This window comes from Acidiplasma aeolicum (assembly GCF_001402945.1).
GTDB classification, from domain to species: domain Archaea; phylum Thermoplasmatota; class Thermoplasmata; order Thermoplasmatales; family Thermoplasmataceae; genus Acidiplasma; species Acidiplasma aeolicum.
In genome coordinates this window covers 1-12,839 of record NZ_LKBG01000232.1, presented here as the reverse complement: position 1 = coordinate 12,839, position 12,839 = coordinate 1, and the positions used below count along the sequence as shown (strand labels likewise).

Here is a 12,839-nt window from a genome sequence, read left to right as displayed (position 1 = left end):
ATGAATAAAATATTAAAAATAAATATTTATTAAATATAGTCATCTCTTCTTACAATGTTTTTTGGACTTCCATTAAGGAAGTTTTTTATATTCTTGCAGGCATAAATAAACTGCTGTTCAATGTTATCTGACATGCCACCTATATGCGGTGTTATGATCACATTATCAGGTATTTTTTCATTTATTTTTGGTTCATCCCACCAGACATCGGTGAGATAATATGCGCTGCTATTATTTAAAAAATCAATCATGTCACTATGATTCACTATTTCAGCCCTGCCGACATTTATTATTGCATAGCCATTGAACTTTGAAAGCAAACTTTTATCAACAAAATTCCTTGTATATTTATTTAAAGGCAGTGATATTAATACAAAATCGGATAATTTCATTAATTCATCTGGCATCTTAAACTCAGATATATCATCAGGTTTATAGGTTCTTGTATATGCTATTATTTTCATGCCAAATGCATTTGCAAGTCCTGCAACATGTCTTCCAATTCCACCATATCCAAGTATGCCCAGTGTTTTGCCGTTTAAAACAATGTATGATTTATCATCAAGCCTTTTATAAATGCCATTGTGCAGCTCTGTATTTGACTGGCAGATTTTTCTGGTAAATGCAAGCAAAAGTGCCATAACATGCTCTGATACCGGCACAGACCATGCATCGGCATTGCTTGCAATCTTTATGTTTTCTGGTATTAATGAGAAATCCACATGGTTCACACCAGCAGATACGCTCTGCATAAATACTGTTTTCTTTGACGGTTTGGGCTGCCCTATGAAGAGCACTATGTCGGCATCATCAGAATATCCAGAAACGGTTTCGCATCCTGTAATTTTTCTGCATATTTCATTCATTTTTTCTTTTATTGAATTACCCAATATTGGGGTGTTAACCTGTACCGAGATTTTCATTATTGCATAGTTTATTATTGTTTTAAAAGTTTTTGAGGCAGGAAAATATTTTGGGTTTTTATGGTTAAAGCAGGAAAACATGGCTTAATCCATAGAAAATTCAGATATTATCATGCAATAATTAATGTTTTGTTAATCCCTGTTCAGTGAACATGTCATGCAGTGCGCCCCGCCATACCCACCGGTAATCTCGCTTAAATCTATTTTAATGACATCTATGCCGGCATCAAAAACCTTTTTGCTGTCCGGAAACATTCTCCCTGAATTCTCCATGTCATGAATTGCAATATTTTTCGTATAACTGTCAAGGGCATTTGTTTCAATTAATTTTTTTAGAACCTTTCTTGAATCCACTGCAATTATTTTTCTGTCATCCAGTGTTAAAAAATTTGATGAGTATGCAATCTGCTCGCCAACATCAAGGTCTATAACATTAAATTCCTTGGATTTTATGTAATCATATAGATTTGTTTCATGGTCCTTTTTATAACCATCCCCGGTTTTTACATAAACATCTCCATGTGCAAGTTTTGCAAGGTGTACCGATGTTATCGCAAGGCCATCACCGGCAATGTTGAAATACGTATCAAGGTGCATGTTTATCATGACATTGCTGGCATCAGAGAACTCATATGCAGGATTCCTGACAATCATAATCTCATCGAAATCAATAACGCCAGACCCAATGGCCTCAATGGCACCTGTAATGTCCGTTCTATTCCCTGTGCCTATGAGGGCAAAATCGCCGGCAGGGATAAAATCACCACCCTCGAAAAAACCATCATTAATTTTATTTACATTTTCATTGTATATATCCTTAAAGATAAACTCCATAATTTCAGGTTCAGCATCCCTCTGGCGCATTCGCATTCTTCCCATCAATATGCCGCTGGAAACTGCCTGCTGGTCTCTCATAAAATAGAGATTGGCCAGTGGAAGATTGGAATCGACAGTCGGATACTTTAGGGAATTAATATAATTATCCAGATTAATTGAAAATTTCATTAAAATTGCGTTAAAAAGTGATTCTGAATCAATATGATCTATGTTTTTTTCCAGATAATTCCTTGCTTCAAGTGCGGCCCGCTGGTTGCCTGAAAAGTTTATTTTAGACAGTGCAATATCCTCCAGTTTTTTCCTGAAATTCTTATCATCCTCTGATTTTTTAATTACAATATCCTTTAAAATGTCCACATGGACACCATTTTCCCTGAGCACATTAACAAGATTCTCATGCTCTCTTACAGCCATTGAATATTTAAAAGGCCTCTCAAAAAGAAAGTGTTTTGGGGCAAAAAGCGCATATGTTACCTCATTGCCCGGGGAGTGCATAACCACATTTTTTAAACGTCCCCATTCCCTGTCTATTTTCATGTGCTAAAATAATATATTGTCTATTAAAATTTTGGTATGAAAAATAATATTTAATAATCTTTTATTTTAAATATGGATTATTTTTTATTTCTCAGGTATGCATCATCCCCTGTTATCCAGTCTGTTCTTATCGGTGAAAATATATCAATATCAAGTGTGTCCTCAATGGCGACTGCCTCGTGCTTAACATTTGAAGGTATTCTTAAAATTTCACCCTCTCTGACGGTAATTTCAGAGCCATTTATCCTGAATTTTAATGCACCCTTCATAATCCATGTCATCTGCTCATTTTCATGGCTGTGTTCAGGCACAACAGCACCCTTTTTTATCTCAAGCCGGGCTATCATTACTTTATCGCCGTAAATCATCTGCCTTGATAATAGGTCGGTAAGGTTTTCCTTTTTAACACCATCCCATGTAAATTTTGTTAATTCAGTCATTATTAATTGTAAACCATATCATTATAAAAACTTTATGAGAAAAACTTTTTCATTTATTTACCAATTTTTGGACTAAATAAAATTATTAATACACCTTATAACATTAAACATCATGATATCTTTAAAAAACAAAAATGGTATAGTATGTGCTGGGAGCAGCGGCATAGGTGCCGGTATTGTATCGGTTCTTGCATCATATGGTGCAAATATAACCACATTTTCAAGAAACACTGATAAATTATTAAGGGTAAAGAACGAAATACTTAATAAAACCGGAAATGAGATTAACATAATAAAGGCTGATCTTTCCAGTAAAAATGACTTATTAAATGTTATAAAATCCTCAAGGGAAAGGTATGGAAGCATAGACTTTCTGGTAATGAACTATGGAGACCCAAAGGTGGATGAATTTTTAAATCTTTCTGATGATGACTGGGAATACAATATAAACATGATGTTAATGTCAACGATTAATCTCACAAAATGGGCCCTTGAGGATATGATAAAATCAAAAAATGGCAGGATTATCTATGTTACCTCCATGACAACAAAGAATCCCCTAAAAAATTTTGCCATATCAAACACATTAAGGTCAGGCATAGTTGCACTGGGAAAAACATTATCAATAGAGCTGGCTCCAAAAAATATAACAGTTAATTCAATTTCACAGGGATATTTTTACACTGACAGGCTAAAAAACATTATAAGGAAAAATGCAAGGGATTTAAATATTGATGAAGCTGATGCAGAGAAATCAATACTTGAACAGATACCTGCAGGGCGTTTTGGTAATCCCCAGGAAATAGGCCATCTTGTTGCGTTTTTATTATCCGATGATGCATCGTACATAACTGGAACAAACATACAGATAGATGGCGGGGCGGTGAAATCAATTTAATAAACATATTTTAATTTTAATAATATTAAAATATTATTTTTTAATGTAAATTCATATGATACCAAGGGTAATGACCGTGGCCAGCACGGATTCAGGCGGTGGGGCTGGCATTATGGCGGATTTAAAGACTTTTACCGCAATGAAGGTTTTTGGCACGGCCGTTGTTGTTTCACTAACCGCACAGAACAGTGTTTCCGTTAAATCAATTTATGAACTGCCAGTATCATTTATAAATGATGAGATGGATGAAATTCTTGATGATATTGGCACAGACGCTTCAAAAACCGGCATGCTTTATTCATCAGAAATTATAAACGCCGTTTCTGAAAAATTTAAACAGTACGATGTAAAAAATATTGTTGTTGACCCTGTTATGGTTTCAAAAACCAATGTCAGGCTGCTGAGGGAGGATGCAATAGATGCCATGGTTAATAATCTCATGAAAATATCATATTTAATTACGCCAAACATACCTGAGGCAGAGGTCATATCAGGTCAAAAAATAAACAATGCAATGGATATAAAATCTGCCGCAAGGGTAATTTATGAGAAGATAGGCACCAATGTACTAATTAAGGGCGGCCATTACAATGGATATTACTCAGATGATATTCTCTATGACGGCCATGATTTTTACAGCTTTAAGGGTAAAAGAATAGAAACAAAGAATACACACGGCACCGGTGATACATTATCAGCATCCATAGCATCATATCTGGCAGGCGGCCACAATCTTTATGACTCTGTATCCATGGCCAAAAAATATATAGAGGGTGCGATAAAATACTCATTTCCCATGGGAAAGGGTTATGGTCCGCTTAACCATTTCTGGATGATAAAATGACAGGAAAAATATCCAAAAAATTTTTTGATGAGAATATAATATCAAGACTCGGTTCAGAATCAGATGACATAGTTGTTAGGCCTGAAAATGGTGTGGATGTTGGCATTATAAAATCGGGTGATAATTATATAGCGGTGACAACAGACCCCGTATCCATTAATATAAACTTTGGGCTTGAAAGGGCTGCATGGTTTGCATTCCATATACTTTTATCGGATCTTTACACCGCCGGCATGAGGGGAGGATACATGAGCATAGACCTTAATTTACCCTTAAAGATGACCGATTCAGAATTTAAAATTATCTGGGATGTAATAAACAGGGAATGCGAAAAATATGGAATATCCATTATAGCAGGTCATACAGCAAGATATTCAGGGACAGATTATCCCATGATAGGCGGTGCAACACTTTTTTCCATAGGCAAAAAATACATTACAACAAAAAATGCCAGGCCTGGAGACAAAATAATACTTGCCGGCAGTGCGGCCATGCAGACAGCATGCATGCTTCTTTATGCATTTCCGGAATATTCAAAAAATAAACTTGATGATAACACCATAAATGAAATAAATAATCTATTTTATAAACTTACATGCGTCAATGCCGAGATCATTTCAATTAATTTTGGAATATGTAATAGGGTCACATCAATGCATGACTGCACCGAGGGTGGAATATTAAATGCGGCATATGAGATAGGCATGGCCTCAGGCAATGGAATTTATATAAATGCTGATAAGATTTTAGTATATAATTCTGTTAAAAGAATCTGTGAAATTTTTAATATTAACCCATTAAGGACAATAAGCGAGGGGACACTTCTTATAACTGTCAGGCCGGAATATGCCGATGACCTGATCTCACAGTTAAATAAGGGTGGCATAGATGCATCAATAATTGGTGAGGTTCTTGATAAATCCTCCGGCATTAAAATGGATTGCATGGGCAAAAAAATTGATATAAATCCGGAGGACGATCAGATATGGACAGCGCTTGAAAAATATAGGGAAATGGGGGTAAGATAATGGAAATTAAGGGTTTATATCTGGTAACTCCTGATTATTATAATGATAAAATTTTTGATATAACAGAAAAAGCGCTTAAAAACGGTGCAAATGTATTGCAGTACAGGGATAAAACAAATAATTATAAAATCAGGATGTATGCAGGGAATAAATTTAGAAAACTTGCCGATGATTATGGCATTCCATTCATAGTTGATGATGACCCGGTGTTAATGGAGATTATTAACGCTGATGGCGTTCATATCGGCAAGGATGATGTGCCATTTGAATTTTTAAAGGAAAAATATAGGGATAAAATCATAGGGGTATCAACATACGGTGACATTGACCTTGCATTAAAATACGAAAAGCTTGGTGCAAGCTATGTTGCCTTTGGATCCTTTTTTAACACCACAACAAAAAAGGATGCAACAATGTGTGATATAAATATACTTGAATATGCCAAAAACATTAAAATTCCTGTTTTTGCCATAGGCGGAATCACACTTGATAACGTTGATACGCTTTTAAAGTATTCAATTTCCGGCGTGGCAGTGGTTTCTGCAATATACTCATCAAACGACCCTGCAGCTGCCACCAGGATGTTCATACAAAAATTAAAAGAATACAATAAATTATAATATTATTTATATATTGCCTCTTGGGTGCATATAAATGAAGATTGAGCAGGCCATGATCACGCAGCTGATGGTTCTTTTAAATGTCAAAAATGGGAAGTACCGGCCATCAGAAATATCAAAGGAACTTGGCATAACACTGCAGGGTGTTGTTTACCACATGAAGATCCTAAGGGATAAGGGCTATATAGGAAGTGACAATAAAATTACCAAGGAGGGTTTTGACTTTCTTTACAATGGCCTGAATACAATAGAGGATTTTGTTCACAGCAGCCTTATAAATATAGATGCCTCACTAATCTGGGAGGCAATTCCGGATAGGGACATAATACCCGGGCAGAAGGTGTATTTATACATGCAGGATGGCTATCTTCATGCATCACCAGATTTTAAAACGGGATCATACGGTGTATCATGCACGAGGAGCAATGCTGGAAAATGTGCCGGGATTACAGGGGTTAAGGGGTTAATAGATGTTAAAAAGGCAAAGATAACAATAATGCTTTTAAAAAATATTGAAAAGATAGAAAATCTGTGCGATTATGAAAAAATTATTTTACAAAAAGTGTCCTCTGTGGAATATGACCTTGCCGGGTCCGTGGGGGAACTTGCATACACAGTATTAAGGGACGGTGGAATTAAGAATAACCTTGAATACAATGCCATAGGTGCAGGCTTTGAGGCCGCAAAAAGGGGTTACAGCACTTTAATATTAATATCTGACAGGTTATTCCATTTCACCATAAATGATATAAGGGAGTTGCAGGCAAAAAATCCTGAAATAGAAATAAATTATATACATGTTTAATAAATATAAAAATAAAAATATATTAAATCAATTATTTATATTTTGACCTAGTCCTTTCTATAATTATAATTGCCTAAGAATAAAAATAAAAATTTTCCATTTTAAAAAATATTTAAATATAAGGTTAATATTAACTCTCTTGTTGAGGTGAAAAAATTTATGGAGGACGATGAAAGTGGTAGTAGGGGTGCACATAATTGCGGATTTATACGGTGTAGATGCAGGGTTAATATCTAGCGCTGACAGCATTTCTCCAATTATGGAAAATGCCATAAAAGAGGGGAATTTGACAAAAATCTCATCACAGTACTATCAGTTCAGGCCCATGGGGGCCAGTGGAATAGCGCTTCTGGCTGAATCCCATCTCTCATTTCATACATGGCCTGAATACGGGCTTGTTACCCTTGATATATACACGTGTGGTGATCGGAGTAATGCAGATAAGGCGTTCAATTATCTTTTAAATGTGCTTAAACCCACCAGCATAGAATATAAGAAACTTGAGAGGGGAAATAAAGTAGATGACAATGTTACAATAACGGATCCATCACTAATGCTGTGATTAATTGAAAAAATCCATAATTATATACCTTTTTTCCCTGTTAATTTATGATATCCTTGTTTTATTTTACAGAATAGATATTAGGTTTAAATTTGTCATAATTTTTGCCATATTAATTTCCATAACCGGCATATACCTTTCAAGCGATATATTTACCGATGTTGCCGCCAAAATTGGCAAAAAATTGGAATTCTCCGGAAAAACTGTGGGAATTTTAATTCTGGGCATTGCATCCGTTTTTGATGAGATTGTCATGTCCCTCATGGCCGCCCTTGAGGGTCATGGGGAAATCAGCTTTGGGTCAATCCAGGGATCAAATACACTTGTTATGCTTGCATTTTTCATTATTATACCATTTTATTATATGAAAACCTTGAAAACCTACCGCCTCGATGCAGTATTTATACTTGCATCATCAATAATTATCCTTGCATTCTCATTCATATATGAGGATATACCTGCATACATTGGCATTATTCCCATGATAATATTCATTATCTATTTTTATATTATAAACAGAAAAAATGTAAAAACAAATACGGCACCAGAATTTGAGGATTATCCATATATATACGGATTAATATCGTTACTTGTAATTGTTCTAGGATCCTATGCCATGATAAGCAGCGCAATTGTGATTTCAGACATTTTTAACATTACCAGCTTTTTTGCATCATTTATTCTTCTTGGTGTCTTTGGGTCAATACCTGAAATAACAATGGTTGGCATAAGCTTGCACAGGCACCGCGTGGGTGAATCAACAGGATTGATTACCGGCAGTACTGTTTATAAAAACACACTTGTTTTTGCACTTGCCGCATTTACATCTGAATTAACGCTTAAGAATAGCTATTTTTCAATAATTTTAATGCTTATAATAAGCATAATCTTCCTGATAATTACTGTATTTGCCAGATAATTTATGGATAAAATTTTTTTAAATGCCCTTTCTAAAATCCCCAGAACTGATTTTCCCTGCGCTTAATTTTTATTATCTCATCAAGTGTTTCCTTTATATCATCTGAAAGTTCCTGATTTTTTAACTCCTTTGCAACACTCTCGGGTATGTCAACGTAAATTGGCCTATCCGGAAAAATGTGCCTGTTAAGTATAACGCCGTCTATTGCGCATGAAACCTCCATGCCGGCGTCCGCAAACTGCCTGTTGACATCGCCATCCCTGAGGCTTTTTATTGTGCCTGCATACTTATTATTTTCAGTTATTAATTTATCTCCAACCTTAACACGGCCAGATAGAACCCTAATACCAACAATTACAGGCTTTGCAGCCCTAAAAATGTAATCCGGCATAATGATAAACTTCGATGGTACAGGTCTGGCATTCTTTTTCTCCTCCTCCAGCTCATGTTTTTTGTCTGAAAGCCATTTGCTGGCCTCCTCAATTAATGAGTATATGACATCTCCTGTTATTACCTTAATATCAGATGATTCCATTGCCTCCCTTCCATCCGGTGATATACCGACATTAAAGCCTATGATTATCCTTTCAAGCGGGTCATTCAATGTTGATACGTTTATAATATCCTTTTTTGTGATGTCTCCTATTGATGCCTCCCTTATCTTTATGTTGTTCTGATCAAGCTCGTATGCGACGGCCTCAAGCGATCCAAGAGCCTCGGCCTTTATTGTAACACCATTTTCTGATACATTTATATTTGGCTTTGATTCCCTGGTAAGCTCCTCAAAGGCCTGTTCCGGGTTATCCAGAATTTTTATTATTGACGTACCCGGTGTAACATCCAGCTTATCTGTAATAAGTATCCTGATTCCTGCAGCCGCGGAAACCTTGTCCTTTTCCATAATGCCCTTATTACTGGAATTTACAAGAATGGCCTTCACCTTTGTTGTCTGCGGCCCGTTTGCAGTGTTCAGTGCAATGGTATCACCACGAGCAAGTGTACCCTGATATAATATTGTGTCAAGTGTTGTTCCAAGGGAACCCTCCTTTTTAACCTCTATAACAGTGCCACGCGTTGATTCATCACTAAATTTAATTTCATTTTCAAGGAATTTCTGTGCCAGACCGGTTAAAACCATTAATATATCCGCTATTCCTATATTTAATTTTGCGCTGACCGGCACAATGGCAAATGTTTTTGTAAAATCTGATATTCTATCATAGCGATCTGAGGAGATTCCATGGACATAAAGCTGGTTTATAATATTGTAAATGCGCTTATCAAGTTCTTCCCTGTATTCCGGCCTCTGTATTTTAAATACCTCATAAAATGATTTGTTTTTTGCAGAAATAAAATAGGGTATTAAATCTATTTTATTTGCTGCTATAATAAATGGTGTTTTAAATTTTTTAAGTATATCTATGGATTCTATGGTCTGGGGCATTAACCCCTCGTTTATATCTATGACAAGAATGGCTATATCCGCAAGTGCGCCTCCCCTTGCCCTCATATTTGAGAATGCGACATGCCCCGGTGTATCTATAAATAAAAGTCCGGGTATTTTTATTGAAACGTTCCTGAATGTATTCTTTACTATCTTTTCAAGAAGATTTTTATTTATATCTGTTGCACCTATCTTCTGGGTTATGCCACCGCTTTCCTTCTTTGCAACAGTTGTGCCCCTAATATCATCTAACAACGTTGTTTTGCCATGGTCAACATGACCAAGCACGCATACAATTGGCTCCCTCAAATTATTTTTTGCAGTTTCCATCTCTATTTTACCACAATTTCATTTTCATTAAAGAATATTGGGTACTCATGTTCATATGATTCCTTTGAATCTGAAGCATGCACTATATTTTCCTCTATGTTGAGTGAAAAGTCCCCGCGTATTGTGCCTGGAGCTGCCTTGGAACCATCAGTTGCACCGCATATATTCCTGCATGAAACTATTGCATTATCGCCCTCCCAAATCATTGCAACTATTGGCCCTGAGGTAAGGTATGAGACCAGGTCTGAAAAGAATGGTTTCAGGCTGTGCACACTGTAGTGCATCTCTGCCTGCTGTTTGGTAACTGTCATAAACTTCATTGCCAGCAGCCTGAGGCCTTTATCCTCAAATCTCGATATTATCCGGCCTATTATGTGGCGGGATACGCCATCTGGCTTTATAAGTATCAGTGTGCGTTCCACGCTCATGCCTTTCTCATCTCTTTAATTCTATGATACTCATTTGTCCATTTTGTGTTCCTTGCAGCCCTCTTTAAATCTATCATGTTTACCTTGCATTTCTTGGAACAAAAGTTAAGTATGGCACCATCCTTTCTCACGTATATCATGCCTGCTGCAGGTTCTATATCAGCACCGCAAAAAGTACATTTTCGATTTTCCATTAAAATCACCTAATTGATAGCCTTCTGGCCTCCCTTGCAGTTTCCCTCAGCATGAGTATATCACCAACCGCCACCGGGCCAAGCACATTTCTTGCTATGATTCTTCCCTGATCCTTGCCAGAAAGAACCCTGACCTTTACGGTTGTGGCCTCCCCGGTCATTCCGGTTCTGCCCATAATTTCAACAACCTCTGCTGGTGTAGCATCATCATCCATGCTGATCACTCTTCCTTATTTTCAGATTCTTTTGCCTCTTTGGGCTTTTTTTCTGATTTCTTTTCCTTCTTCTCTTCCTTTGCCTCGGGCTTCTCCTCTGCTTCCTTCTTATCCTCCTTCTTGCCCTCCCTGGCATTGTTTATATCGGAAATCAAGGTTTTATATGCCTCCTCGTTTTTCCCGTAATCCACAACTGCTACGGATGCGGCTGAGGCTATGCCGACCTTTACACCAAGGTCCGCCTTCTTTTTAACATATGTGTATGGCACCTTTCTTTCCTCGCATAATGTTGGAAGATAAAATACAACATCAGCAGGTGAAACGTCCTCGGCTATAACAACAAGCTTTGCCTCTCCCCTTTCTATTGCCTTTACAACCTCATTTGTGCCCTTTTTAATCTTTCCTGACCTGTATGAATTTTCAACAAAATCAAGAGACTCTTTTTCCAGCGATTCGGGAGCTTCAAATTTTACATATGTGTTTTCCATACTAATCCTCCTTCATTTTTTAGAACGTATTATAAACACCAATATAAATATTGCCCGTGCATAAACTGCACCTTTATTAAATTCGTTTCCATTAATGGCAAATAATATATTAAAAAAAAATATACATAATAATGGATGATGAAGAATTTGTTAAAAATACTGCAAGGCGTATTTTAAGCATTCCGGCAGTATCCCCGGAAAACGGTGGCAATGGTGAGTTAAAAAAGGCCGAGGAGATTTTGAATATACTGGATGAAATGGGATACAAAAATTATGAAAAATATTATGTGGATGATAATTTTGGAGTTACAAGGCCGAATTTTGTTATTAAAACCGGCAACTTTGAAAAAACGCTGTGGATAATAGTCCATATGGACACTGTCCCTGCAGGTGATGTAAAATTATGGGCGCATGATCCATATGATGTGCATATAGAAAATGGCAATATATATGCAAGGGGCGCTGAGGACAACGGCCAGGGATTGCTTACTGCACTTTTGCTCCTTAAAAAACTCGATTTAAACAAAATGAGGCTAAATCTTGGAATAGCATTTGTAAGCGATGAGGAAACAGGAAATACATACGGAATAAAATATTTGATTTCAAAAAATATTTTTAAACCGGATGATTTAATAGTTGTTCCTGACGCCGGCACAGAGGATGGAAATATAATAGAAACTGCAGAGAAGAGTGTTTTGTGGCTGAAATTTACTGTAAGGGGCAGGCAGGGACATGCCAGCATGCCACAGGAGGCATTGAATGCATTCCGCCTTTCATCAAAATTTATTACATTTTTTGATGACGAGCTCCATAAAACATTTTCAATAGAAAATAAAATGTTTATACCCAGTGTTTCCACCTTTGAACCAACGAAGCATGAAAAAAATATAGATAATATTAACACAATACCCGGCGAGGATATTTTCTACTATGATTGCCGTATCCTTCCGGGATACAATCTTGAGGAGGCAATAGAGAACATACAAAAAATGGTAACGGATTTTACTAAAAAAAATGGTGGTGAAATAGACATGGATGTCATTGAATCAGAACCATCACCATCATTTAACATGGAAAATTCTGAGATTGTCTTAAAACTTAAGGATGCCATTGAAAAAATCAAGGGTAAAAAGGCAATGACTGTTGGCATCGGCGGATCAACATTTGCAGCATTCTTAAGGGCCAGAAATATTCCTGCCGCAGTGTGGTCAACAACGGTTATTGAAAACGCTCATATGCCCAACGAATTTTGCCGTATCGATGATATAATTGGCGATGTAAAAATTTATGAATACATTTTATATAATTAAATTTCTTAAAAATAATA

The 12,839-nt window shown here is 36.5% G+C and carries 16 protein-coding genes; 8 read left to right on the top strand and 8 right to left on the bottom strand.

All coding sequences use genetic code 11. The features are described 5' to 3' along the window. Window positions 1-29: 29 nt before the first annotated feature. From AOG54_RS05885 to AOG54_RS05875, 3 genes are all read right to left on the bottom strand, one after another. On the bottom strand, window positions 30-923 hold the full coding sequence (locus AOG54_RS05885; protein WP_162200873.1) for a 2-hydroxyacid dehydrogenase: 894 nt from the start codon (window positions 921-923) through the stop codon (window positions 30-32). 132 nt (window positions 924-1,055) lie between these two features. Further along, the gene (locus tag AOG54_RS05880) at window positions 1,056-2,297 is read right to left on the bottom strand and encodes an arginine deiminase family protein (RefSeq protein ID WP_054964225.1); all 1,242 of its coding nucleotides are present in this window, start codon (window positions 2,295-2,297) and stop codon (window positions 1,056-1,058) included. Window positions 2,298-2,374: 77 nt separating this feature from the next. Next, on the bottom strand, window positions 2,375-2,737 hold the full coding sequence (locus tag AOG54_RS05875) for a cupin domain-containing protein (RefSeq protein ID WP_054964226.1): 363 nt from the start codon (window positions 2,735-2,737) through the stop codon (window positions 2,375-2,377). Between the two features lie 112 nt (window positions 2,738-2,849). Here AOG54_RS05875 and AOG54_RS05870 point away from each other — a divergent pair, with 112 nt between their 5' ends. The 7 genes from AOG54_RS05870 to AOG54_RS05840 all read left to right on the top strand — a co-directional run bounded on the left by AOG54_RS05870 (window position 2,850) and on the right by AOG54_RS05840 (window position 8,413). After that, window positions 2,850-3,635 carry an SDR family oxidoreductase gene (locus AOG54_RS05870; protein WP_054964227.1) on the top strand — a complete coding sequence of 262 codons (786 nt, stop codon included), beginning with the start codon at window positions 2,850-2,852 and terminating at the stop codon, window positions 3,633-3,635. Window positions 3,636-3,690: 55 nt separating this feature from the next. After that, window positions 3,691-4,479 carry a bifunctional hydroxymethylpyrimidine kinase/phosphomethylpyrimidine kinase gene (gene thiD, locus AOG54_RS05865; RefSeq protein ID WP_236689080.1) on the top strand — a complete coding sequence of 263 codons (789 nt, stop codon included), beginning with the start codon at window positions 3,691-3,693 and terminating at the stop codon, window positions 4,477-4,479. Beyond that, the gene (locus AOG54_RS05860) at window positions 4,476-5,507 is read left to right on the top strand and encodes an AIR synthase family protein (RefSeq protein WP_054964228.1); all 1,032 of its coding nucleotides are present in this window, start codon (window positions 4,476-4,478) and stop codon (window positions 5,505-5,507) included. Before thiD ends, AOG54_RS05860 begins: the two co-directional genes overlap by 4 nt. Continuing rightward, window positions 5,507-6,127: a thiamine phosphate synthase gene (thiE, locus tag AOG54_RS05855; RefSeq protein WP_054964229.1), complete on the top strand. Its 621-nt coding sequence runs from the start codon at window positions 5,507-5,509 to the stop codon at window positions 6,125-6,127. Before AOG54_RS05860 ends, thiE begins: the two co-directional genes overlap by 1 nt. Window positions 6,128-6,161: 34 nt before the next feature. Further along, the gene (locus AOG54_RS05850) at window positions 6,162-6,932 is read left to right on the top strand and encodes a transcriptional regulator (protein WP_054964230.1); all 771 of its coding nucleotides are present in this window, start codon (window positions 6,162-6,164) and stop codon (window positions 6,930-6,932) included. A gap of 169 nt (window positions 6,933-7,101) precedes the next feature. After that, window positions 7,102-7,494 (top strand): adenosylmethionine decarboxylase, encoded by a 393-nt coding sequence (gene speD / locus AOG54_RS05845; RefSeq protein WP_054964231.1) that lies wholly within the window; start codon window positions 7,102-7,104, stop codon window positions 7,492-7,494. A gap of 4 nt (window positions 7,495-7,498) precedes the next feature. Beyond that, window positions 7,499-8,413 (top strand): hypothetical protein, encoded by a 915-nt coding sequence (locus tag AOG54_RS05840; protein WP_054964232.1) that lies wholly within the window; start codon window positions 7,499-7,501, stop codon window positions 8,411-8,413. A gap of 31 nt (window positions 8,414-8,444) precedes the next feature. Here the strand turns inward: AOG54_RS05840 and infB are convergent, their stop codons facing one another. Genes infB through rpl7ae form a run of 5 tightly spaced genes read right to left on the bottom strand, consistent with a single transcriptional unit; the run spans window position 8,445 to window position 11,512 of the window. After that, entirely contained in the window at window positions 8,445-10,187 is a 1,743-nt protein-coding gene (infB, locus tag AOG54_RS05835; protein WP_054964233.1) for a translation initiation factor IF-2, read from the bottom strand. 2 nt (window positions 10,188-10,189) lie between these two features. Next, complete coding sequence (ndk, locus tag AOG54_RS05830) at window positions 10,190-10,615, bottom strand: nucleoside-diphosphate kinase (protein WP_048101057.1); 426 nt, start codon at window positions 10,613-10,615, stop codon at window positions 10,190-10,192. Continuing rightward, complete coding sequence (locus tag AOG54_RS05825) at window positions 10,612-10,809, bottom strand: 50S ribosomal protein L24e (RefSeq protein WP_048101058.1); 198 nt, start codon at window positions 10,807-10,809, stop codon at window positions 10,612-10,614. The genes ndk and AOG54_RS05825 overlap by 4 nt, the downstream gene beginning before the upstream one ends. 5 nt (window positions 10,810-10,814) lie before the next feature. Then, window positions 10,815-11,024 (bottom strand): 30S ribosomal protein S28e, encoded by a 210-nt coding sequence (locus AOG54_RS05820; RefSeq protein ID WP_048101059.1) that lies wholly within the window; start codon window positions 11,022-11,024, stop codon window positions 10,815-10,817. Between the two features lie 5 nt (window positions 11,025-11,029). Next, window positions 11,030-11,512, bottom strand: coding sequence for a 50S ribosomal protein L7Ae (gene rpl7ae / locus AOG54_RS05815; RefSeq protein ID WP_048101060.1), 483 nt, complete (start codon window positions 11,510-11,512; stop codon window positions 11,030-11,032). Between the two features lie 131 nt (window positions 11,513-11,643). On the opposite strand from rpl7ae, the gene AOG54_RS05810 reads away from it, so the two are divergent. Continuing rightward, on the top strand, window positions 11,644-12,822 hold the full coding sequence (locus AOG54_RS05810) for a M20 family metallo-hydrolase (RefSeq protein WP_048101061.1): 1,179 nt from the start codon (window positions 11,644-11,646) through the stop codon (window positions 12,820-12,822). Window positions 12,823-12,839 lie beyond the last annotated feature (17 nt).

Excerpts from the sequence above, each read along its gene's own strand:
- AOG54_RS05820 (WP_048101059.1), bottom strand. The coding sequence starts at position 11,024 with ATGGATGATGATGCTACACCAGCAGAGGTTGTTGAAATTATGGGCAGA.
- ndk (WP_048101057.1), bottom strand. The coding sequence starts at position 10,615 with ATGAGCGTGGAACGCACACTGATACTTATAAAGCCAGATGGCGTATCC.
- thiE (WP_054964229.1), top strand. The coding sequence starts at position 5,507 with ATGGAAATTAAGGGTTTATATCTGGTAACTCCTGATTATTATAATGAT.
- AOG54_RS05880 (WP_054964225.1), bottom strand. The coding sequence starts at position 2,297 with ATGAAAATAGACAGGGAATGGGGACGTTTAAAAAATGTGGTTATGCAC.
- rpl7ae (WP_048101060.1), bottom strand. The coding sequence starts at position 11,512 with ATGGAAAACACATATGTAAAATTTGAAGCTCCCGAATCGCTGGAAAAA.
- speD (WP_054964231.1), top strand. The coding sequence starts at position 7,102 with ATGAAAGTGGTAGTAGGGGTGCACATAATTGCGGATTTATACGGTGTA.
- AOG54_RS05860 (WP_054964228.1), top strand. The coding sequence starts at position 4,476 with ATGACAGGAAAAATATCCAAAAAATTTTTTGATGAGAATATAATATCA.
- AOG54_RS05870 (WP_054964227.1), top strand. The coding sequence starts at position 2,850 with ATGATATCTTTAAAAAACAAAAATGGTATAGTATGTGCTGGGAGCAGC.
- AOG54_RS05885 (WP_162200873.1), bottom strand. The coding sequence starts at position 923 with ATGAAAATCTCGGTACAGGTTAACACCCCAATATTGGGTAATTCAATA.
- AOG54_RS05810 (WP_048101061.1), top strand. The coding sequence starts at position 11,644 with ATGGATGATGAAGAATTTGTTAAAAATACTGCAAGGCGTATTTTAAGC.
- AOG54_RS05825 (WP_048101058.1), bottom strand. The coding sequence starts at position 10,809 with ATGGAAAATCGAAAATGTACTTTTTGCGGTGCTGATATAGAACCTGCA.
- AOG54_RS05850 (WP_054964230.1), top strand. The coding sequence starts at position 6,162 with ATGAAGATTGAGCAGGCCATGATCACGCAGCTGATGGTTCTTTTAAAT.
- AOG54_RS05875 (WP_054964226.1), bottom strand. The coding sequence starts at position 2,737 with ATGACTGAATTAACAAAATTTACATGGGATGGTGTTAAAAAGGAAAAC.
- thiD (WP_236689080.1), top strand. The coding sequence starts at position 3,691 with ATGATACCAAGGGTAATGACCGTGGCCAGCACGGATTCAGGCGGTGGG.
- infB (WP_054964233.1), bottom strand. The coding sequence starts at position 10,187 with ATGGAAACTGCAAAAAATAATTTGAGGGAGCCAATTGTATGCGTGCTT.